The 21,762-nt window shown below is 65.9% G+C and carries 22 protein-coding genes and 1 tRNA gene; 21 read left to right on the plus strand and 2 right to left on the minus strand.

Features of this window, described 5'->3' with window-relative positions:
- The first annotated feature begins 5 nt into the window (after nt 1-5).
- From lpdA to AC3WUM_RS14205, 16 genes are all read left to right on the plus strand, one after another.
- Nucleotides 6-1,442 (plus strand): dihydrolipoyl dehydrogenase, encoded by a 1,437-nt coding sequence (lpdA, locus tag AC3WUM_RS14130; RefSeq protein WP_492410976.1) that lies wholly within the window; start codon nt 6-8, stop codon nt 1,440-1,442.
- Nucleotides 1,443-1,523: 81 nt separating this feature from the next.
- Nucleotides 1,524-2,108 carry a YfaZ family outer membrane protein gene (locus tag AC3WUM_RS14135; RefSeq protein WP_492410977.1) on the plus strand — a complete coding sequence of 195 codons (585 nt, stop codon included), beginning with the start codon at nt 1,524-1,526 and terminating at the stop codon, nt 2,106-2,108.
- A gap of 59 nt (nt 2,109-2,167) precedes the next feature.
- A complete protein-coding gene (locus AC3WUM_RS14140) occupies nt 2,168-2,887 on the plus strand; it encodes a YebC/PmpR family DNA-binding transcriptional regulator (protein ID WP_492410978.1) in 720 nt (239 codons plus the stop codon).
- A gap of 17 nt (nt 2,888-2,904) precedes the next feature.
- Nucleotides 2,905-3,426 carry a crossover junction endodeoxyribonuclease RuvC gene (gene ruvC, locus AC3WUM_RS14145; RefSeq protein WP_492410979.1) on the plus strand — a complete coding sequence of 174 codons (522 nt, stop codon included), beginning with the start codon at nt 2,905-2,907 and terminating at the stop codon, nt 3,424-3,426.
- Nucleotides 3,427-3,505: 79 nt separating this feature from the next.
- A complete protein-coding gene (gene ruvA / locus AC3WUM_RS14150; RefSeq protein WP_492410980.1) occupies nt 3,506-4,102 on the plus strand; it encodes a Holliday junction branch migration protein RuvA in 597 nt (198 codons plus the stop codon).
- Nucleotides 4,089-5,150: a Holliday junction branch migration DNA helicase RuvB gene (gene ruvB / locus AC3WUM_RS14155; RefSeq protein WP_492410981.1), complete on the plus strand. Its 1,062-nt coding sequence runs from the start codon at nt 4,089-4,091 to the stop codon at nt 5,148-5,150. The genes ruvA and ruvB overlap by 14 nt, the downstream gene beginning before the upstream one ends.
- A gap of 10 nt (nt 5,151-5,160) precedes the next feature.
- Nucleotides 5,161-5,565: a tol-pal system-associated acyl-CoA thioesterase gene (gene ybgC, locus AC3WUM_RS14160; RefSeq protein WP_492410982.1), complete on the plus strand. Its 405-nt coding sequence runs from the start codon at nt 5,161-5,163 to the stop codon at nt 5,563-5,565.
- Between the two features lie 148 nt (nt 5,566-5,713).
- Nucleotides 5,714-6,394, plus strand: a complete 681-nt coding sequence (gene tolQ, locus AC3WUM_RS14165; RefSeq protein ID WP_492410983.1) for a protein TolQ — start codon at nt 5,714-5,716, stop codon at nt 6,392-6,394.
- Between the two features lie 2 nt (nt 6,395-6,396).
- Nucleotides 6,397-6,849 carry a protein TolR gene (tolR, locus tag AC3WUM_RS14170; protein WP_492410985.1) on the plus strand — a complete coding sequence of 151 codons (453 nt, stop codon included), beginning with the start codon at nt 6,397-6,399 and terminating at the stop codon, nt 6,847-6,849.
- Between the two features lie 6 nt (nt 6,850-6,855).
- Nucleotides 6,856-7,917 (plus strand): cell envelope integrity protein TolA, encoded by a 1,062-nt coding sequence (gene tolA / locus AC3WUM_RS14175; protein ID WP_492410987.1) that lies wholly within the window; start codon nt 6,856-6,858, stop codon nt 7,915-7,917.
- Between the two features lie 50 nt (nt 7,918-7,967).
- The gene (gene tolB / locus AC3WUM_RS14180; protein WP_492410989.1) at nt 7,968-9,248 is read left to right on the plus strand and encodes a Tol-Pal system beta propeller repeat protein TolB; all 1,281 of its coding nucleotides are present in this window, start codon (nt 7,968-7,970) and stop codon (nt 9,246-9,248) included.
- A 55-nt stretch (nt 9,249-9,303) separates the two neighbouring features.
- Complete coding sequence (gene pal, locus AC3WUM_RS14185; protein ID WP_492410990.1) at nt 9,304-9,819, plus strand: peptidoglycan-associated lipoprotein Pal; 516 nt, start codon at nt 9,304-9,306, stop codon at nt 9,817-9,819.
- A gap of 53 nt (nt 9,820-9,872) precedes the next feature.
- Complete coding sequence (ybgF, locus tag AC3WUM_RS14190) at nt 9,873-10,682, plus strand: tol-pal system protein YbgF (protein WP_492410991.1); 810 nt, start codon at nt 9,873-9,875, stop codon at nt 10,680-10,682.
- Nucleotides 10,683-10,690: 8 nt separating this feature from the next.
- Entirely contained in the window at nt 10,691-11,368 is a 678-nt protein-coding gene (gene queE, locus AC3WUM_RS14195; protein WP_492410992.1) for a 7-carboxy-7-deazaguanine synthase QueE, read from the plus strand.
- Complete coding sequence (gene queC / locus AC3WUM_RS14200; RefSeq protein WP_492410993.1) at nt 11,365-12,051, plus strand: 7-cyano-7-deazaguanine synthase QueC; 687 nt, start codon at nt 11,365-11,367, stop codon at nt 12,049-12,051. Before queE ends, queC begins: the two co-directional genes overlap by 4 nt.
- 80 nt (nt 12,052-12,131) lie before the next feature.
- A tRNA-Lys gene (locus AC3WUM_RS14205) sits at nt 12,132-12,207 on the plus strand.
- A gap of 70 nt (nt 12,208-12,277) precedes the next feature.
- Here AC3WUM_RS14205 and AC3WUM_RS14210 read toward each other — a convergent pair.
- Nucleotides 12,278-12,478 (minus strand): hypothetical protein, encoded by a 201-nt coding sequence (locus AC3WUM_RS14210; RefSeq protein ID WP_492410994.1) that lies wholly within the window; start codon nt 12,476-12,478, stop codon nt 12,278-12,280.
- A gap of 314 nt (nt 12,479-12,792) precedes the next feature.
- On the opposite strand from AC3WUM_RS14210, the gene trpA reads away from it, so the two are divergent.
- Genes trpA through recJ form a run of 5 tightly spaced genes read left to right on the plus strand, consistent with a single transcriptional unit; the run spans nt 12,793 to nt 18,472 of the window.
- Complete coding sequence (gene trpA / locus AC3WUM_RS14215; protein WP_492410995.1) at nt 12,793-13,626, plus strand: tryptophan synthase subunit alpha; 834 nt, start codon at nt 12,793-12,795, stop codon at nt 13,624-13,626.
- 17 nt (nt 13,627-13,643) lie between these two features.
- Nucleotides 13,644-14,513 (plus strand): acetyl-CoA carboxylase, carboxyltransferase subunit beta, encoded by an 870-nt coding sequence (accD, locus tag AC3WUM_RS14220; protein WP_492410996.1) that lies wholly within the window; start codon nt 13,644-13,646, stop codon nt 14,511-14,513.
- A 34-nt stretch (nt 14,514-14,547) separates the two neighbouring features.
- Complete coding sequence (gene folC, locus AC3WUM_RS14225) at nt 14,548-15,840, plus strand: bifunctional tetrahydrofolate synthase/dihydrofolate synthase (RefSeq protein WP_492411093.1); 1,293 nt, start codon at nt 14,548-14,550, stop codon at nt 15,838-15,840.
- Nucleotides 15,841-15,849: 9 nt separating this feature from the next.
- Nucleotides 15,850-16,758, plus strand: coding sequence for an SPOR domain-containing protein (locus AC3WUM_RS14230; RefSeq protein ID WP_492410997.1), 909 nt, complete (start codon nt 15,850-15,852; stop codon nt 16,756-16,758).
- On the plus strand, nt 16,748-18,472 hold the full coding sequence (gene recJ, locus AC3WUM_RS14235) for a single-stranded-DNA-specific exonuclease RecJ (RefSeq protein WP_492410998.1): 1,725 nt from the start codon (nt 16,748-16,750) through the stop codon (nt 18,470-18,472). The genes AC3WUM_RS14230 and recJ overlap by 11 nt, the downstream gene beginning before the upstream one ends.
- 44 nt (nt 18,473-18,516) lie before the next feature.
- Here the strand turns inward: recJ and AC3WUM_RS14240 are convergent, their stop codons facing one another.
- A complete protein-coding gene (locus AC3WUM_RS14240; protein WP_492410999.1) occupies nt 18,517-21,672 on the minus strand; it encodes an EAL domain-containing protein in 3,156 nt (1,051 codons plus the stop codon).
- Nucleotides 21,673-21,762 lie beyond the last annotated feature (90 nt).

A 21,762-nucleotide genomic window follows, 5' to 3' on the forward strand; every position in this document is an offset into this window, starting at 1 on the left:
GAAAGATGAGCGAAAACTACGATGTAATCGTGATTGGTGGCGGTCCGGCCGGTTATCCCGCTGCGATCCGCGCCGCGCAGCTGGGCCTCAAGACGGTGTGCATCGACGCCTGGCTCAACAAGGACGATTCGCCTGCTTTCGGCGGCACCTGCTTGAACGCCGGCTGCATTCCGTCCAAGGCACTGCTCGAATCGTCCGAACTCGTGCATCGTGCACAGCACGAGTTCGAGAAACATGGCATCAGCACGGGCGAGGTCGCCTTCGACCTGAGCAAGATGCAGGCCCGCAAGACCAAGATTTCGCGTGACCTCACCGGCGGCATCAAGGCGCTGTTCCAGGCCAACAAGGTCACCGGCCTGTTCGGCTTCGGCAAGCTGCTCGGCGACGGCAAGGTCGAGTTCAAGGGCCACGATGGCAAGACCCAGGAACTGGTCGGCAAGCACGTCGTCATCGCCACCGGCTCGGCGCCCGTGAACCTCAAGATCGCGGCCTTCGACAACGACAAGATCGTCGATTCCTGGGGCGCGCTCGATTTCACCGAAGTGCCGAAGCGCCTCGGCGTGATCGGCGCCGGCGTGATCGGCACCGAACTCGGCAGCGTCTGGGCGCGCCTCGGCGCCAAGACCGTCATCATCGAAGCGCTGCCGACCTTCCTGCCGATGGTCGACCAGGCCATCGCCAAGGAAACCCTCAAGCACCTGACCAAGCAGGGCCTCGACATCCGCCTCGGCGCCAAGGTGGCCGGGGCCAAGGTCGAGGGCGATGCCGTGGTCGTCGAGTACGAACAGGGCGGCGAGAAGAAGACCGAGACCTTCGACAAGCTCGTCGTCGCGGTGGGCCGCAAGCCCTACACCGATGGCGTCAACGCGCAGGGCATCGGCGTGGCGTTCGACGAGCGCGGCTTCGTCAAGGTCGATGGTCACTACAAGACCAACGTGCCCGGCGTCTACGCGATCGGCGACGTGATCGGCGGCGCGATGCTCGCGCACAAGGCGATCGAGGAAGGCGTGGCCCTGGCCGAGCAGATCGCCGGTCACCACACGCAGGTCAACTACAACGCGATTCCGTCGGTCATCTACACGGCGCCCGAAGTTTCCTGGGTCGGACTGTCCGAGGAAGCGGCCAAGGCGGCCGGCTTCGAGGTCAAGACCGGCACGGGCTCGTTCGTGTCCTCGGGCCGCGCCAAGGCGATGGAACAGGCTGCCGGCACCGTCAAGGTGATCGCTGACGTCAAGACCGATCGCATCCTCGGCGTGCACATGGTGGGTCCGTTCGCCTCCGAGCTGATCGCCGAATCGGTGCTGGCGCTCGAATACTCGGCCACGGTCGAAGACCTCGCGCTGACCATGCATGGCCACCCGACGCTCGCGGAGACCTTCCACGACGCCATCCTGTCGGTCGACGGTCGCGCGATTCACGGCATCAACAAGCCGCGCAAGTAAGCGCGGCTCCCAATACCGGAAGCCGCGGCACGGGTTCCGTGCCGGTTGCCGCGGCCCCGGAATACACGATCAGGAGAGAGAATGAAGCTGCTCAAAATGCTGGTACCGGCCCTTTTGCTGGGCGGTGCGGCCCTGCCGGCCCAGTCGGCGTCGCTCGACTTGAACCTCAACGACGAGGCGGTGCGCGGTGAATTCAGCGGCGCGCTGTCGAGCCTGTTCTCGACGAGCGCCGAAGGCCAGTACCAGCTCGGTGCTCTCTACAGCGACGACGAGAATCTCGACCTGACGCAGCTCCATGCGGGGCTGCTCGCCACCGGCGATACCGGGGCGCAGGAAGTGCGGGCCACCGCCGGTCTCGGCCTGCGCGGCCAATACGTCGACGCTCGCGGTGGCGACGGTGGCGGCGTCGCCCTCGGCGGCCAGTTCGACATCCGCCTCGCGGGCTTCGAACGCCTGGGCCTGCAGGGCTATTTCTGGTACTCGCCCAAGGTGCTGAGCTTCGGCGATATCGAGGATCAGTCCGAGTGGTCGCTGTCCGCGGATTACCAGATCCTGCGCAACGCCTCGGTTTACGTGGGCTATCGCCAGCTGCGCATCGACCCCGAGAACGGCCACGCCTTCGATGCGGACGACGGTTTCCACCTCGGCTTCCGGTTCAAGTTCTAACTCTAATCTCGGGCCAAGCTCTAAACTTCCGGCCCAACGCTTCTGCCGAGAGTCTTGTCATGGGTCGTGGTCCGAGTATCGAAGGTCGCAAGAACGCGGCCGATGCCGTCAAAGCCAAGGTCTTCACCAAGCTGATCCGCGAGATCAGCCTGGCGGTGCGCGCCTCGGGGCCCGACCCGGCAGGTAATCCGCGCCTGCGTCTGGCCGTGTCGAGGGCGCTCGACGTCAACATGACCAAGGACAAGATCGAGACCGCGATCAAGCGCGCGAGCGGCGAAGGCGCCGATGCCCAGCAGGAAGTTCGCTACGAAGGCTACGGCCCGGGCGGCATCGCGGTGATCGTCGACTGCGTGACCGACAACCCGACGCGCACGGTCGCCGACGTGCGCCACGCGTTCTCCAAGCACGGCGGCAACATGGGCACGAGCGGCTCGGTGGCCTTCCAGTTCGCCGAAGCCGGCCAGCTCTGGTTCGACGTCAGCGCCAATCCGGAGCTCGAGGAGAAGATTCTCGAAGTCGCGCTCGAAGCCGGTGCGGACGACGTGCAGACCGACGGCGGCTGGTGCGAAGTCGTGACCCAGCCCGATGCCTTCGAAGCGGTCAAGAAGGCGCTCGTCGATGCCAAGCTCGAACCGGCGCAGGCGCGCGTGACCCAGCGGCCGTCGAACCGCGTGGCCGTCGAAGGCGAGGCGGCGGAAACGCTGCAGAAGCTCATCGATCGCCTCGAAGAGCTCGACGACACCCAAGAGGTCTATCACAACGCCGAACTGCCGGCCTGACCGGGCGAGGCAGGCCCATGGCCGCGAAAGTCCGCATCCTCGGCATCGATCCGGGGTCGCGCAAGACCGGCTACGGCATCATCGAGACCAGCGGCCATCGCAGCGTGCACATCGCGAACGGCTGCCTGTCGCTCGGCGACGGTGAGCTCGCCCCGCGCCTGCTCAAGATCCTGCGTGGGCTCACCGAGATCATCGAGGAGTACGCGCCTGCGGAGGTCGCGATCGAAGAAACCTTCGTCAACCGCGCCAATGCCGCGAGTGCGCTCGTGCTCGGCCAGGCGCGCGGCGCGGCGATCTGCGCGATCGCCGGTTCCGGCGTGCCGATGGCCGAATACGCCGCGGCCCAGGTCAAGGTCGCCATCGCGGGCAATGGCCGCGCCGAGAAGCAGCAGGTGCAGCACATGGTCAAGGTGCTGCTGAACCTGCAGGACAAGCTGACGGCCGACGCCTCTGACGCGCTCGCGGTCGCGCTCACGCATGCGCATGTGCGCGGCACGCGCGTGAAGACCGGCATCGCGCTCAACAAGGCCTGGGGCTGAGTCCGGCGGCTCGACGCGTCGCGGTCAGGCCGTCGCCATCGAGCTTGTTCCCACGCAGCCAAACCCGAATACTGCCGCCATGATCGGACGCCTGACCGGAAAGCTCGTCTTAAAACAGCCGCCTTTGCTCGTGCTCGACGTCGGCGGCGTCGGCTACGAGGTCGAGGCGCCGATGTCGACCTTCTACAAGCTGCCGGCACTCGGCGAGACGGTGACGCTGCAGACGCACCTGACCGTGCGCGAGGACGCACACCTGCTGTTCGGCTTCGGCAGCAGCGTCGAGAAGGCGCTGTTCCGCGAGCTCATCAAGATTTCAGGCGTCGGCCCCAAGCTCGCGCTGTCACTGCTGTCGGGCATCAGCGTCGAGGATTTCTGGAGCACCGTGCGCGCCGGCGAAGTGGCCCGGCTGACCAAGGTGCCGGGCGTCGGCAAGAAGACCGCCGAGCGTCTCGTCGTGGAAATGCGCGACAAGGCCGGTGGCGGCGATGCGGGCAGTTTCGGGTTGCCGGGCGCGGTGACGGCCGAAGCGGGCAGCCCGCTGCAGGAGGCCAAGGCGGCGCTCGTCGCGCTCGGCTACAAGCCGGCCGAGATCCAGCGCTTCACCGATGCCGTCCACAAGGACGGCATGAGCACCGAACAGATCATCCAGGAAGCGCTGCGCCGTGCCGTCCGCTAAGCCAAGCTCCGACCGCGCCGTTTCCGCGAGCGTCGGCGGCTCCGACGAGGAGCGCATCGAGCGCGCGATCCGCCCGCATCGGCTCGCGGACTATGTCGGCCAGCCGGTGGTTCGCGAGCAGATGAGCATTTCGATCGAGGCCGCCCGCCGTCGCAACGAAGCGCTCGACCACGTACTGATCTTCGGCCCGCCGGGCCTCGGCAAGACCACGCTCGCGCACATCCTGGCCGAGGAAATGGGCGTGAACCTGCGCCAGACCTCCGGCCCGGTGCTCGAACGCGCCGGCGATCTGGCCGCGTTGCTGACCAACCTCGAGCCGCGCGATCTGCTGTTCGTCGACGAAATCCATCGGCTGTCGCCGGTCGTCGAGGAAGTGCTGTATCCGGCGATGGAGGATTACCAGCTCGACATCATGATCGGCGAGGGCCCGGCGGCGCGTTCGATCCGGCTCGATCTGCCGCCGTTCACGCTGGTCGGCGCGACCACTCGCGCCGGTGCACTGACGAGCCCGCTGCGCGATCGTTTCGGCATCGTGCAGCGACTCGAGTTCTATTCGGTCGAGGATCTCGCGAGCATCGTCGAGCGCTCGGCCGGCATTCTGAAGGCGCCGATGGAAGACGGCGGCGCACACGAAATTGCGCGCCGTTCGCGCGGCACCCCGCGCATCGCCAACCGCCTGCTGCGCCGCGTACGCGATTACGCGGAGGTGCGTGGGCAGGGCGTGATCACCCAGCAGATCGCGGGCGAGGCGATGAAGCTGCTCGACGTCGATTCCAACGGCTTCGACCTGATGGACCGCAAGCTGCTGCTGGCCCTGATCGAGCGCTTCGACGGCGGGCCGGCCGGCGTCGACAACCTCGCGGCCGCGATCGGCGAATCGCGCGACACCATCGAAGACGTGATCGAGCCCTACCTGATCCAGCAGGGCTATCTGATGCGCACGCCGCGCGGTCGCGTGGCCGGGCGCCTGGCCTATCAGCACTACGGGCTCAAGCCGCCCACCGGGCTCGAAACGCGCGTGACGCCCGATCTGTTCGGATCGGACTGAGTCGCAGGCGATGAGCAGCGACAGCCACTGCTGGCCCGTGCGCGTCTACTGGGAAGATACCGACGCCTCGGGCGTGGTCTATCACGCCAACTACCTGCGCTGGTTCGAACGCGGACGCACCGAATGGCTGCGCGCCCTGGGCTTCGATCAGGACAAGCTCATGCGCGAGGTCGGGGTGGCGTTCACGGTGGCCAGTCTGGATATCCAGTACAAGCGGCCCGCGCGGCTCGACGACGAACTTGAGGTCGTCACCGGCGTCGCCGAGCTCAAGAAAGCCTCGCTGACGTTCGCGCAAACCCTGAGCCGTCGTGGCGATCGCGCTGCCGTCCTGTGCCAGGCGCGTGTACTGGTGGCGTGTGTCGATGCGCGTACGTTTGCGCCCAGGCGCATGCCGGAGCTCGGGTTTACTGTCTGAAAGGCAGCGGGTTCACTCCAAATTCATGCGCTGACGCCACATTGTTGAGCATATAATCACAGACTCATGTGTCACGCCCCGAGGCGTTGCCGTCGCTCGGGCGTCGGTCTTTCGTTTTTATCCAGACGTTTCGGAGGGTCATCGGGGAATGAATGCCAATCTGTCGCTGGCACATCTCGTCGCGCAGGCGAGCTTGCCGGTCCAGTTCATCATGCTGTTGCTGTTGCTGGCATCGGTGGGAAGCTGGGCGGTGATCTTTGCCAAGCGCAATCTGCTGGCCCGGACCCGCAAAGCCGCCGATGATTTCGAAAACCGCTTCTGGTCCGGCGGCGCGCTGACCGATCTCTACGAATCGACGCGCCGCAACAAGGAAGACGAAGGCCTAGTGCCGATCTTCTCGGCGGGCTTCGAGGAATATACGCGCCAGCAGCAGGGTGGACGCATCGATCCGGACGACATCATGGCCGCCGTGCAGCGGCAGATGCGCGTCGCCCAGGTGCGCGAGGTCGAGCGTCTCGAAGGCGGCCTTTCGCTGCTCGCGACGATCGGTTCGGTGAGTCCCTACGTCGGTCTGCTCGGCACCGTCTGGGGCATCATGAGCGCCTTCATCGCCATCGGTAACGTCAAGCAGGCCTCGCTCGCGATGGTCGCGCCAGGCATCGCCGAAGCGCTGATCGCCACCGCCATCGGCTTGTTCGCGGCGATTCCGGCGGTCGTGGCGTACAACTTCTTCACGCGCAGCGTGGAAAGCCTGGAGAACCGCTACATGACGTTCTCCGACGAAATGATCGGCATCATCGAACGCGCGCTGCGTAGCGCGAAGAGCTGAGCATGGGCGCTTCCGTCAGTCCGCGCGGCGGCAAGAAGCGCCGCATGAATGCCGAGATGAATGTGGTGCCGTACATCGACGTCATGCTGGTGCTGCTGATCATCTTCATGGTCACCGCGCCGCTGCTCACGCAGGGCATCGAAGTGGAGCTTCCGGCCACCGATGGCCAGCAGATGACGCAGGGCGACGAGCCGATCACGCTGTCGGTCAACCGCGACGGCGAGTTCTTCCTCAACGTCGGCGACAACAAGGACTCCCCGCTGTCGGACGAAGACGTTCGTGCGCGTGCCGGCGCCATCGTCCGCAACAAGCCGCAGGAGATGTTTCTGGTCGAAGGTGACGCCAAAGTGCCTTACGAATCGGTCGCCCGCGCCATGGCCGTGCTGCAAAGCGCCGGTGTGCAGAAGATCGGTTTCGTGACCGACCCCGTGGTTACGACGCCCAAGAAGAACTGAGGCTGCATGCCCGTTTCGAAGCGCCATTTCCTGCTGGCGGCAGCCGCGCATGCCGCGTTGATCCTGCTGATGATCTTCGGTGTGCAGTGCCAGACCAAGATCGAGCCGCCGCCGGTCATGGTGGCGATGGTCGTCCCCAAGCCTTCGGCCAAGCAGGACACGCCGACCGACACGCCGCGCGTCACGCCGGAGCAGAAGACCGACGACATGGCCGAGCAGCGCAAGGCCGAAGAAGGCAAGCGCCAGGAAGAGCTCAAGAAGCGCGAGCAGCAGCGCCAGGAAGAAATCAAGAAGCAGGCTCGCGCGCAGGAAGAAAAGCTCAAGGCCCAGCAGCAGGAAAAGGCCGAGCAGCAGCGGCAGCTCGAGGCGCGCAAGGCCGAAGAGCAGAAGAAGACCCTGGCCGAGGCCGAGAAGAAGAAACAAGCCGAAGCGGAGGCTGAGAAAAAGAAGCAGGCCGAGCTTGCGCTGCGCAAAGCCCAGGAAGAAGAAGCCAAGAAAAAGGCCGACGCCGAGGCGGCCGAGAAGAAGAAGGCCGAAGAAGCCGCCAAGCAGAAGGTCGCCGAAGACGCTCGCCAGAAAGCCGAAGCGGAAGCCGCCGAGAAGAAGCGCCAGGAAGACGAGGCGCGCGCCCGCGCCGAAGCCGAAAAGAAGAAGGCCGAAGAGGCGGCGCGCAAGGCGGCCGAGGAGCAGCGCCGTCGTGAAGAGAACGCGCGCAAGCAGCAAGAGGACATGGCGCGCAAGATGATGGCCGAGGAGGCCGCGCGCGCCGAAGGCGAGTACATCCAGGGCGTGCAGGCCACCTGGCAGCAGCAGCTCATCGAGCACATCAGCCGCTACTGGGACCGCATTCCGGGCCTGCCGAACAACCTGCGCTGCCAGGTCACGATCACCCTGCTGCCGAGCGGCCAGGTGATCGACGTGCGCGTGATCCAGAGCTCGGGTTCGCCGGCGTTCGACGATTCCGTCCGTACCGCCGTGCTCAAGGCGAGCCCGCTGCCATTGCCCGCGGACCCGAAGGCCTTCGATCGGACCCTGAAACCGATCTTCACCCCTGAAATGCTGCAGTAGTGAAATTGGTTACACGAGGATTTCGTCATGCGAGGTAAGTCATGGATGCTATGAAACGCCTGATACTGGTCCTATTGCTGGTCGTGCCGGGGCTCGCGCGTGCCGATCTGGAATTCACGGTCACCGGCGGCAACACTCGCGCCAAGCCGATCGCGATCGTGCCGTTCGCCGGCAACGATCCGTCGCTGACCGACGTCGCGGGCATCATCGAGGCCGACTTGAACCGCAGCGGCCTGTTCCAGTCGCTGCCGCGTGGCGACATGCTCGAGCGTCCGAACGAGCCCGGCCAGGTCGATTTCCGCAACTGGCGCGCGGTCAACATGGAGAGCCTCGTCATCGGCCGCATGAACCGCGAGCCCGGCAGCGATCGCATGTCGACGCGCTTCTTTTTGCTCGACGTCTATCGCGGCGAGCAGCTGATCGCCTACGACATGCCGCCGGTCGCACCCGATCAGCTGCGCTACGTGGCGCACCAGATCGCCGACCTGATCTTCGAGCGGCTCACCGGCATTCCGGGCATCTTCAACACCAAGATCGCGTACGTGGCTTCGAGCGGTTTCGGCCCCTCGCGGACCTACCAGCTGCTGATCGCCGACGCGGACGGCTTCAACCCGCGCACCATCGCAAGCTCGCGTGAGACGCTGATGTCGCCCGCCTGGTCGCCGGATCGCAAGAAGCTCGCGTATGTGGCGTATGAGCGCGGTCGCTCGGGCATCTACGTGCACGACATCGCCACCGGCGTGGTCAAGCGCCTGATCTCGGAAAAGGGCATCAATGGCTCGCCGGCCTGGTCGCCGGACGGTACGCAGCTGGCCATCACGCTGTCGTACGAAACCAACCCCGACATCTACATCCTCGACGTCGCATCCGGTCGTAAGCGCCGGGTCACCGATCACTACGGAATCGACACCGAGCCTGCGTTTGCTCCCGACGGGCAAAGCATCGTTTTCACGTCCGATCGCGGCGGCCAGCCGCAGCTCTACCGGACGTCGGTCAACGGCGGCGACGCACAGCGGATCACCTTCCAGGGCAAGCAGAATCTGCGCGCCAGTTTTGCCCCGGACGGCAAGAGTCTAGCTCTGGTCAATGTTGAGAATTCCAGTTATCGTATTGCGCTACTTGACTTGGCTTCCGGCAACCTTCGCATCCTCAGCGACGGCAACATGGATGAAAGCCCGAGTTTCGCTCCCAACGGTGCAGTCATCATCTACGCGACCCAGAAATCTGGGGCCGCGGAGCTGGCGACTGTCACAACAGACGGTCGGGTCAAGCAGCGCCTGCGGCAGCCTGGTGACGTTCGAGAGCCCGCGTGGTCGCCGTTGTCACGTTAATCAAAAATTTAGTTATCTACCCGACAATGACGGGACTTTTTTCAGGAGCTTTGAAATGTTGAAGCAGATTCTGGTGGCGGCGGTTGTCGTGGGCAGCCTTGCGGTGACGGGTTGCGCGAGCAAGGGCAAGAAGAACACGGCTCCGCCTCCGGTCTCCAATACCGACAGCGGCATGACCGGCTATGGCGCGACCGACAGCAACGTCACGGGTTCGGGCCTCGGTGATCTGGCCTCCCAGGTCGCGTCGAAGAAGGTCGTGTACTTCGATTACGACAGCGCCGAGCTGACGTCCGAAGGCCAGGCCACGGCCTCGCTGTGGGCTCGCTATCTCGCCGCCAATCCGAGCGTTCGCGTCCGCCTCGAAGGCAACACGGACGAGCGTGGCACCCGCGAGTACAACATCGCGCTCGGTGAGAACCGCGCCAACTCCGTGCAGGCTGCTCTGACGGCCGGCGGCGCGTCCGCCAGCCAGATCAGCGTCGTCAGCTACGGTGAAGAGCGTCCGGCTGCTCCGGGCCATGACGAATCGGCTTGGTCCCTGAATCGCCGCGTCGAGTTCGTGCAGCAGTAAGCCGCACACGCTGACGTCTGACGCTCTTCACGAATCTGTCAAAGAGGCTCCTTATGTCGGCCCACCGCCGTTCTGCGCTCGTGCTCCTGTCGATTCTTTCTGTCAGTGGCTGCGCGGATATGGGTGGGCCGATCAACGGTTCGGGACAACTGTCGCCGGAAGAGCGTCGGCTCCAGGATCTGGAGAACAAGACGGCCGCAATGTCGCGCCGTCTTGATAATCTGAATGCGAGCGCAACGGATCAGGAACTCAGCCGCCTGCGCGAGGATCTCCGTGATCTTCGCGGCACGGTTGAAAAGCTTCGCTACGACAGTGATCAGCGCGATCGGACCGCGAAGGATCTGTATCAGGACGTCAACTCGCGCCTGCAGCGCCTCGAAGGCACGGCCCCGCCGGCCGTTTCGAGTGCTCCGGGCATCATCCCAGGCGCTACTCCGGGCACCATCGCCACCGCCCCGACGCCGCAACGTCCCACCGTTGCGTCTCCCGAAGAAGAGGCGGCTTATCTGGCGACCTTCGACCTGCTCAAGAACGGCAAGTACGACGACGCCATCCGTGGCTTCAAGTCCATGCAGCAGCAATGGCCGCAGGGGCGCTACGCCGATAATTCCTGGTACTGGATGGGCGAGGCTTACTACGTCAAGCGCGATTACAACGGTGCCTTGAGTAGCTTCCAGGCTCTCGTCGACCGTTTTCCGACCAGCCCCAAGCTGGCCGATGGACTGGTCAAGGTCGGGCTGTGCCAGATCGAACTCAAGCGCACGAGCGATGCCAAGGCAACGCTCCAGCGCGTGACACGTGAATTCCCCACGTCGAATGCCGCGAACATCGCCCGGCAGCGACTGGAAACATTGGGTGGGTAAGTAGCACCATGGGTTTTGCCGTTGCGCAGCCGGCGCCGGCGCGTGACGAACGGCTGAAGCTCACTGAAATCTTTCTCTCGCTGCAAGGCGAATCCTCTTATTCAGGCTGGCCCACGGTTTTCGTGCGGCTGACGGGCTGCCCCTTGCGCTGCGTGTATTGCGATACCGCTTATGCCTTCCATGGCGGACAGTGGAAGGGTTTCGATCAGATCCTCGAGGAAGTGGCGGCGCTCGGAGCTCGCCATGTCTGCGTGACGGGCGGCGAGCCGCTCGCGCAGAAGAATGTCATCGGGTTGCTCAAGCGCCTGTGCGACGCCGGCTACGCCGTCTCGCTCGAAACCAGCGGCGCGCTCGATGTGTCGGCCGTCGACACACGGGTGATGCGCGTCGTCGACGTAAAGACTCCCGATTCGGGCGAGGTCGAGCGAAATCTCTGGAGCAACTTCGATCAGCTCACGAGCCATGACGAGGTCAAGTTCGTGATCTGCTCACGCAGCGATTACGACTGGTCCAGGCGCGTCGTGCAGGAACATTCGCTCACGAGCCGCTGCACGGTGCTTTTTTCACCGAGCCATGGGCAGGTGAAAGCCCGCGAGCTTGCGGACTGGATCGTCCAGGATCGCCTCGCGGTGCGTTTCCAGACCCAGCTGCACAAGCAGCTCTGGGGTGAGGAGCAGGGACGATGAGCCAGCCAAGTAAAAAAGCCGTGGTGCTGTTGTCCGGCGGGCTCGACTCCGCGACCGTACTCGCGATGGCGGTGGAGCAGGGCTTCGAACCGTATACGCTCGCGGTCTCGTACGGCCAGCGTCATTCGGCCGAGATCGAGGCCTCGGTCCGAGTAGCGACGAGCATGGGATCGGTGCGGCACCAGGTCATGCGGGTGAACCTCGACGAACTCGGCGGCTCCGCGCTTACCGATCGGTCGATCGCGGTGCCCGAGGTGCCTACGAGCGGGATTCCGGTCACCTACGTGCCCGCGCGCAATACCTTGTTTCTGTCGCTCGCCCTGGGCTGGGCCGAAGTCGTCGGAGCGACGGATTTGTTCATCGGCGTCAATGCCGTGGATTACTCGGGCTATCCGGACTGCAGGCCCGAGTTCATCGAAGCCTTCGAGAAGCTCGCGAACGTGGCGACCAAGGCGGGCGTCGAGGGCGCGAGTTTTCGCATCCACACGCCCCTGATCGCGATGAGCAAGGCGCAGATCGTGACGGAGGGCGCCCGGCTTGGCGTGGATTACGCGCAGACGGTGTCCTGCTATCAGGCCGATGATTCGGGAGCCGCTTGCGGACGCTGCGACTCCTGCAGGCTGCGTCGCGCCGGCTTCGAATCCGCAGGCCTTGCCGACCCGACGCGCTACCAATCGGCCTGAAAACTATTCAACCCGAAGACGGGTTCCAGTATCATGCGCGGCCCCCGCACAGGGGGCTTTGTTTGTAAGGCTGTCCAGATGGGTCGTTAGCTCAGTCGGTAGAGCAGTTGACTTTTAATCAATTGGTCGATGGTTCGAATCCATCACGACCCACCATCTGGCGGCGCGGGATATGAAAAAGGCCTCTGCAGCTTCCGCTGTGGAGGCCTTTTGCTTTGCGGGAACCTCAACCCCAGCGAACTTTTCTCGGCTGCTGGCCCGGTGGCTGAGCTTTGTTCGGCATGCCCTTGGCTGGCGCACGGAACGGTCGAATCTTGTTCGGCGGCAGTACATCGGTATCGAGCTCGAGCTCCTCGACGGAGCTGTATTGGCCAGCCGTTACCCAGGCTGCGAACCAGTCGGAAAAGTTCGGCATCAATCGTTTCATGGCGGCTTCCTGCCCAGGGTGCAGCGGATGCTGCAATGCAACAAAGATAAGGGCTGGATAGTCGGTTTCCCAATTGCGAGTTCGAATCCTGCCAATAGGCTCGACTTACTTTTCGGTAAGTTTTAATTCATGATGGGAAAACCGTACGGAAGCAGTACGCTTGAGTGTGGAAGCAGCGATCCCGTAAAGTCGTCACGGTTCAAAGCCGATTCAGCCATTCGTCAGCGCGTCATTGGTTTACGGCAGAACGAATCGAAATCGTCGCATCACTTATCACGGCATCGCTCGATGACCGGCAGAATTCATAAGGACGCATGAGTCGCATCTCTGCGGTACTCGCTCAACTCAAGCAGCAGCAGCGCAAGGCGCTGATTCCGTTCATCACTGCCGGCGATCCGCATCCGGACCACACCCTGGGTCTGATGAATGCGCTGGTCGAAGGGGGAGCCGACATCATCGAGCTCGGCGTTCCGTTTTCGGATCCGATGGCCGACGGCCCGGTGATCCAGCTCGCCTGCGAACGCGCGCTCGCGCACGGCACCAGCCTCAAGCAGATCCTCGGCATCGTGAAGGAGTTCCGGCGCGCCAATGCCCGCACTCCGGTCGTGCTGATGGGCTACCTGAACCCGGTGGAACATCTCGGTCTCGCCCCGTTCGCGGACGCGGCGGCGGAGGCGGGGGTCGACGGCGTGCTGATCGTCGATCTCGCGGTAGAGGAGGCGGCGGAGTATTCGTCGGTGCTCAAGGCACGCGGCATCGATCTGATCTTCCTGCTCGCTCCGACAAGCCCGGCCGAGCGAATCCAGGCCGTGGCCTCGCAGGCAGGTGGTTATTTGTATTATGTTTCCGTGAAAGGCGTCACCGGTTCGGCGAATCTGGACGTGGGCAGCGTCGCGACCAAGCTCGACGAGATTCGCCGGTTCACCGATCTGCCACTGGCCGTCGGCTTCGGAATCCGCGATGCGGAATCGGCCGCCCGGGTCGGAGAGGTGTCCGACGGCGTCATCGTCGGTAGCGCCCTGGTCGGCGAAATCGAAAAGCATCAATCGACGCCAGCCATGTTGCCGGCTCTGCTCAGGGACAAGCTCAAGGCGATGCGTGGTGCGTTGGACGAATCATCGAAGAGTCATCACAGAGTCAACACTTAAGGAACAGGTGCAAGGACATGAGCTGGCTCGACAAAATTTCTGGATCGCAGTTGCTGACCACGGGCGTGCGCAAGCACAACGTTCCCGAAGGCCTCTGGACCAAGTGTGAGGGCTGCGGTTCGGTGCTTTATCGTGCCGAGCTCGAGCGGACGCTCGAGGTCTGTCCCAAGTGTTCGGCGCATCGCCCGATCACGGCGCGCTCGCGTCTGAACCAGCTGCTCGACAAGGAGCCGCGCGTCGAGATCGCGACCGATCTCGCGCCGGCCGATCCGCTCAAGTTCAAGGACTCGCGCAAGTACACCGACCGCGTCAAGGAGGCCCAGGCCGACACCGGCGAGAAGGACGCGCTGGTGGTCATGAAGGGCCAGATCATCGGCCTGCCGCTGGTGGTGTCGGCTTTCGAGTTCGGCTTCATGGGCGGCTCGATGGGCAGCGTCGTCGGCGAGAAGTTCGTGCACGGTGCCAACGCGGCGCTCGAAGCGGGTATTCCGTACGTCTGCTTCTCGGCCACCGGCGGCGCGCGCATGCAGGAGTCGCTGTTCTCGCTCATGCAGATGGCCAAGACCTCCGCTGCGCTCGCCAAGCTCTCCGAGCGCGGCCTGCCGTTCATCTCGGTGCTCACGCATCCGACCATGGGCGGTGTGTCGGCGAGCCTCGCGATGCTCGGCGACATCATCATCTCCGAGCCGCGCGCCCTGGTCGGCTTCGCCGGCCCGCGCGTGATCGAGCAGACCGTGCGCCAGAAGCTGCCGGAAGGCTTCCAGCGCGCCGAGTTCCTGTTCGAGCACGGCGCCATCGACATGATCGTCGACCGTCGCGAGCTGCGTGAGAAGCTGCATCGCCTGCTCGCGATGATGACGCACTGGGCACCGCCGCCGAGCGCCTGATGCGCCGCTGCATCCCGCTCCCGCTCGGCTTCATCTGAGCGCGGTTCCAGCCCCGCCGCCTTCGGCCTCTCTGGCCGATTGGCTGGCCTACCAGGAACGCCTGCATCCCTCGGCGATCGAGCTGGGGCTCGCCCGTGTGCGCGCGGTTGCGCAGCGCCTCGGCTTGCTCGATTCGCCGCCGTTCACGCTGACGGTCGGCGGCACCAACGGCAAAGGCTCGAGCTCGACGCTCGCCGCGTCGATCTACCAGCAGGCCGGCTATCGCGTCGGTCTGTACACCTCGCCGCATCTGCTGCGCTACAACGAGCGCATCGTCGTCGACGGCGCCGAGGCTGAGGACGAGCGGATCGTCGAGGCCTTCGAGGCGATCGAGGCCGCGCGTGGCGAAATCGGGCTCACGTACTTCGAGTTCGGAACGCTCGCCGCGCTGTGGCTGTTCAAGCGCGCGAAGGTCGACGTGCAGGTGCTCGAGGTCGGCCTCGGCGGCCGGCTCGATGCGGTCAACATCGTCGACGCCGACGCGGCGATCGTGACCAACATCGGGCTCGACCATCTCGACTGGCTCGGCCCCGACCGCGAAACCATCGGTGCCGAGAAGGCTGGCATCTTCCGCCGCAGTCGCCCCGCGATCGTGGCCGAGCGCGATCCGCCGCGCAGTGTGTTCGCAAAGGCGAAGGACATCGGCGCGCGCGTGCTCGCGCTGGGGACCGACTACGACTATCGCGCCGACAGTGAATCGTCTTGGCGTTGGTCGGGCCTGGACCTGCAGCTCGAGGCGCTGCCGATGCCCGGGCTGCAGGGCGAAGCGCAGCTCGCGAACGCGGCCGGGGTGATCGCGGCGCTGCAGGCTCTGCGCGATCGGCTGCCTGTCGAGGCGTCGGTCATCCGCTCGGCATTGCCCGCGCTGCGGCTCGGAGGCCGTTTCGAGCGCATTGGCAACTGGATTTTCGACGTCGCCCACAACGCCGAATCGGCCGAGGTGCTCGCGCGCAATCTGGCCGCGCTGAAGCTTTCGCCCCGGCCGCGACTGCTGCTCGGCATGCTGTCCGACAAGCCGGTCGAAACGGTGCTGCGGATCCTGTCGGCGCAGGTGCGACGAATCGATTTCGTGAGCCTGCCGCCGCCGCGCGGCCTTTCGGCCGACGAACTCAGGCTGCGCGCCGACGCTTTGCAATTGAGCGCTACGAGCGGCGAATGCCATGCGAGTCTCGATCAGGCAGTGCGACAATGCGCGCCTTCGGGCCCGGCGGACGTCACCGTCGTCTGCGGCTCGTTTCTGACCGTCGCGCATGCCATGCAGGCCTTGCATTTCGATTCCATCCGATGACGTCCGCTGATGAATGAGACCCTGATTCGCCGACTGGTCGGTGCCGGCGTGCTCGCCGCGGGCGCGCTGGTCGTCAGCCTGCTGCTGCCGCAGCCGAATCAGCCGCCCGAGCTCGAAGAAGGACTCCAGGTCGTCGAGGTGCGGGTCGACGAATCCGGGCAGATGGTCGAACAATCCTCGGGCCAGCGTCCGCTGGCGGACGGACGCGATCGCAGCCGTGAGGAAAAGGGCAGGCCTGCGCTGAGCGCGGATGCCGAAGAAGGCCGCTATTCGCCCGACTCGGTCGAGCTCGCCGCGAGCGGGGAGGCCGACATCCGTCCACCTGCCGATTCCGGTAGCGAGCCCGCGGTCGCCGAGCGAGCTCCCGAAGTGGACGAGATACCCGAGGAGCCGGCTCCGGAACCCAAGCCGGCGCCCGCGGTTCAGACACCGACTCGGAAGCCCGCCGAAAAGCCGGTGCAGAAACCGCAGGCCAAGCCGGCGGAGCCGCTGCGCAAGCCCGAAGCCCCGAAGCCCGCGACCACGGCGCCGGTCAAGGAAGCGCCGAAACCCGCTCCCGCGCCGGCGACGACGCCCAAGCCCGAAGTCGCGACCGCCTCCCAGCAGCCAGCCGTGACACCACCGCCGAAGCCCGAGGCGAGCGCCGCCACGCCCAAGCCCGCGACTCCGGCGGCATCGGGCGCCGTGCGCTGGGCCGTACAGGCCGGCAGTTACGCGGACATCGCCAACGCGCGGCAGATCCAGGCGCAGCTCAAGTCGCTCGGTTATCCGAGCAACATCACCGTGATCGATACGAGCGGCGGGGCGCGCTACCGCGTGCGCTGCGGCCCGTTCGCGACTCGCGAGGCGGCCGACGCGGCTCGCGGGCGCATCGCCGGCTCCAAGCTGCCCGCGCAGGTCGTCAACGATGGTCTATGAGCGCCCGCGTCTGACGCGGCGCGTGCTGGTCGATCACCGCTTCGACGCCTCGATTCCGGCCGTGCTGCACCGCGTCTATGCGGGACGCGGGGTCGGCAGCGCAGACGAGCTCGCGCTCGAAGTCGCCCGGATGCTCGTGCCGACCGGCCTGCTCGGACTGGAAGTCGCGGTCGATCTGCTCGAAGCCGCGATCCGCAATGGCGAGCGCATCGTCATCGCCGGCGATTACGACGCCGACGGCGCGACCGGCGTCGCGCTCGCGGTGCTCGGCCTGCGCGCGATGGGCGCGGCGCAGGTCGATTACGTGGTGCCGAACCGCGTCACGATGGGTTACGGCCTGTCTCCGCCACTCGCCGAAGCCGCCGCCGCGCTCGGAGCGCAGTTGCTCGTCACGGTCGACAACGGCATCGCGAGCATCGCCGGCGTGGCGGCCGCGCGTCGGCTCGGCATGCGCGTGATCGTCACCGACCATCATCTGCCGGGCGCCGAGCTGCCGCAGGCCGATGCGCTCGTCAATCCGAACCAGCCCGGCTGCGGTTTCCCGAGCAAGTCGCTGGCCGGCGTCGGCGTGATGTTCTACGTGCTCGCCGCCTTGCGCGCCCGGCTGCGCCAGCGCGGCCATTTCACGGCTGCGAACGAGCCCAGGCTCGCGGATTGGCTCGATCTGGTCGCGGTCGGCACGGTGGCCGACGTCGCGCGGCTCGATCGCAACAACCGCATCCTCGTGGCGCAGGGCATCGCCCGGCTGCGCAGCGGCCGCGGACGGCCAGGACTGCTTGCCATGCTCGCGGCCGCCGGCCGCGATCCGTCGACGCTGACCGCGAGCGACCTGGGCTTCGTGCTGGGCCCGCGCATCAACGCGGCCGGGCGGCTCGCCGACATCCGCACCGGCATCGAATGCCTGCTAGCCGAAACGCTCGAGCAGGCGCAGCCGCTGGCCGAAACGCTCGAGCGCATCAATCGCGAGCGCCGCGAGATCCAGCGCACGATGACCGAGGATGCGGTGCTGCAGATCGCCGAGGACGTCGGATCGAATCGCGCCGGCGTCACCGTGTTCGACCAGGACTGGCACGAAGGCGTGGTCGGGCCGGTCGCCTCGAAGATCAAGGAACGCTTGCAGCGCCCGGTCATCGCGTTTGCGCCCGGGCAGGACGGCGAGACGCTCAAGGGCTCGGCGCGTTCGATCCCGGGCTTCAACATTCGCGACGCGATCGCACTCGTCGAGGCGCGGCATCCGGGCCTGATCGAGCGCTTCGGCGGCCATGCGATGGCGGCCGGACTGAGCCTGCGCAAATCGAACTACCGCAGGTTCCAGAGCGCCTTCGACGAAGCCTGCCGGGCGGGCCTGCCCGCAGGCTGGAACGTGATTCGCATCGAAACCGACGGCCCGCTCGCGAACGAGGAATTCAACGTGCAGACCGCGCTCGCGATCGAGCGCGGCGGCCCCTGGGGCACGGGATTCGAGGAGCCGCGATTCGACAATTGCTTCGAAGTCGCCGAAGCCCGCATCGTCGGCAGTGACGGCACTCACGCCAAGTACCGCCTGCGGCTGATCGACGGTCCGCCGTCGCTCGAGATCAGCGCGATCGACTTTGGCGGCGCCGAACGCCTGTGCCGCAAGGGCCGGCTGCGCGCGGTTTATGCGGTCGGGGTGAATCGCTTCCGTGATCGCGAGTCGCTCGATCTACGACTCGAGTATCTCGAGCCGATTTGAGAATCATTGCCCGGCTGCGAGCACCGTAGTGCCCGGGCAATGATTCAGCCGCCCGGCGCGTAGAACACCACCGGCGATGGCTTCGCCACGGTGGCGCCCTGCAGATAGTCCGCGCCGAGGCGGCGCCAGGCTTCGAGCGCGCCGGCGTCGGCGATGTTGCCGACCACGACGCGCTTGCGCAGGGCGCGCGACAGCCGGATCACCGATTCGGCGAGCATCTGCTCGACCGGATCGGTCGACAGGCTGCGGAACTGCAGCGCGTCGATCTTGACGAAATCCAGGTGCAGGCGGCGGATCAGCGCGATGTCCGATGGGCTGCGGCCCGAGAACTGCTCGACCGCGACGCGAACGCCGAGCGTGCGCATGGCCTCGCAGAAGGTCTGCGCCTGGTTCGGGAATTCCGACAGCACGTTCTCGTGCACTTCGAGGCAGAGCTTTCGCGCCGGCACGTCGGGATGCAGCTGCAGCTGGTCGGCCAGGAATTCGATCAGCGAATGGTCGGCCAGCGTGCTGCCGGACAGCTGGATCGCGCAGAAGGCCAGGCGCTCGAGCGTCTCCGGATAGCGCGTCAGGTGGTCGAGCGTGGACCGCAGTACCCAGCGGTCCATGTCGGCGACCAGGTGATGGCGCTCGGCCACCGGCATGAAGGCGCCGTGCGAGGCCCAGAAGCCTTCCTCGTCTTCGAGCGCGAGCAGGATCTCGTAGACGTGGCCTTCGGACTGATGCGCCTGCGCCGGCATGATCCACTGCGTGGTCAGGTGGAACAGGCTTTGTTCGAGGCCGGCGCGAATGCGGCGAACCCAGATCGAATCGTCGATGCCGGTTTCGGCGCGATCGAGGCTCGCGTCGTAGGGCTTCACGGCGTTGCGGCCGGCGCGCTTGGCGGCGGCGCAGGCGTCTTCGGCGCGTGCGAGCACATCGACCGGCGACTGCATGTCGTCGGTGATCGGCGTCATGCCGATGCTCACGGTCACCGATAGCGGCTGCGATTCCCAATAGATGCGCGTGTTGGCGACGAGCTCGCGCAGGGCCTCGGCGAAGATGCGGGCGCGCTCGGGCTCGAAATTGGTCAGCAGCACGACGAACTGGTCCGCGCCCATGCGGAACACTTCACCGGCGTTGCCGACCTTGGAGGCGAGCGATTCGCCGAGCCGGGCGAGCACTTCGTCGCCGGCCTGCTGGCCCGCGATGTCGTTGATGCGCTTGAGGTGATCCACGTCGAGCGACAGCACCACGCTCGGCCGCGGATGGACGCGCTGGCTGTCGAGCAGCAGGCGCAGGGCGCGATCGCAGGCGACGCGGTTCGGCAGGCCGGTGACGACGTCGCGCGTCTGCTGCTCCGGCGACGGCTTTTCGCCAGCGCCGACCGCGACTGTGCCCGAGATCTCGCGGAACACGACGATCGCCCCGATCACCCGGTTCAGGCGCGTGCGGATCGGCGTGACCGAGACGTAGACCTCGGCGTCGGGCAGCGCATCGCGCTGCAGGAACACGCCGCTGGTGTATTCGAGCCGGGCGCCGCGGCTGATCGCGAGTTCGGCCAGGTTGGCGAGCGGCGTCGACTGCCCCGATTCCGGATCGCAGCTGCGCGCCCTGAAGACGTCGGCGAACGAGCGTCCGCGCGCTGCGCGATGACCCACGCCCGAGAGCTGCTCGGCCATCGGATTCACTTCTTCGACGATGGCCCGCTCGTTGGTCATGATCACGCCGTCGGCGACCGCCTGCAGCGCGAGCGTGGCGCGTTCCTGCGCCTTGACGAGCGCTTCCTGCGCGGTGCGGCGCTCGTCGGATTCGACGACGAGCTGCGAGTTGGTCGCGATCGTGCGTTCCATCAGTTCGCGCAACTGGCGCACGCGCTCGTTGTGCCAGTGCGAAAGCACGCCGATCTCGTTGTCGGCGTTCTCGTTGAACTGCAGATGCAGCGCGTCCTCGGCCGACTCGGCGTGCGCGAGTTCGCCGGTCATGCGGCGCAGCGGGCGCAGTACGAGCCAGTTCACGCCCGCGTAGATCAGCAGGATCGCGAGCGCCAGGCCGACGCCCATGATCATCAGCGTGCGAGAGAACAGGTAATCGACGCCGGCCAGGCCATCGCGCGTCGACACCACGCGCACGAGCCGCCAGTGCGTGCCGGGCAGGTCGATGATGTTCGCGAACGAAGGCTCGCCGAGCACCGCGTCGCTGTCGAACTGGAGCCGCTGGGCGACGGAGGACTGCTGCTGTCGGCTCGAGGTTCCGTTCCAGATCGCGGCGAGCGCGGCCTCGGCCTCGGGGCGCGACATTTCGCGGCTCGCGTCCTTGAGCGCGGAGACCGTCGCCGCGTCGTAGAGCGGGGATTGCACGGCCGCCGAAATGAAGGCCTCGTTCTGCTGGTGCATGAACAGGGCCAGCGGATTGAAGGCGGGCAGCTTCTGCGCGAGTTCGACGAGGTTGGTCGGCGGCTGGGCGCCGAAGGCCAGCGCGGCGGCGTCGGAGATTCCGAGCAGGCGGTTGTCGCGGCCGATCAACAGGCTGTAACCCTTGCCGCCCTGCGAATAGCGCGCGAACAGCTCGTTGAGCCGGATCGTCGACAGGTTGACCGTCACGGCACCGACGAAACCGCGGCCGTCCCGCATCGCCATGGTGCAGGAGACCACCTCCTGCTTGGACAAGGCCTCGCGATGCGCCGGTGTCCAGAAGCAGGTGTCGGCGGGCAGGTACTGGGCTGGCGTGAACCAGCTTTCCTGCAGATAGCTGATCGCGGCCGGATCGTTGTAGTCGCTGCGTGCGCGGAACGTGCCCGAGGCATCGCGCAGCCAGAACTCGCTCGCGCGTTCGGCGAGCGGATCGAGGGTTTTCGGCAGCGGCCAGACGCCGGCCGAGACGATCAGGCTGTCCGCGCGGCTGTGCTCGACGAGGCTTTGGATCGAGGCCATCGCCGTCGCGCGCGAGGGGCCGGAGGACGACTGCAGGGCGAGCAGGGCGATGGTGCTCGCGAGCCCCTGCACGGCGCGCGCGTCGGCGTTGAGCTTTTCGGCCAGGCGCAGGGCGCTTTCGCTGTCGTAGGCGTAGCGATCGTCGACGAGGTTGCTACGGACCAGTTCGTCGCCGGCCCAGTAGGCCAGGCCAGCGAGCGCGAGCGTGATCAGGCCGAGCGTGAGGCCGAGCTTGAACTGCAAGCCCTGACGCCACGACAACGCCCTCGGCTGGGCGTTGGTCTGCATCGCAGCTGTGCTGGGTCGCGATCGGCTCATTGCAGCTTGGGTCTACGACGTGGTTGTGGACATCATTACACAGCACTATCGATTGTTTGC

The sequence above is a fragment of the Hydrocarboniphaga sp. FW305-C-57 genome (assembly GCF_058783045.1).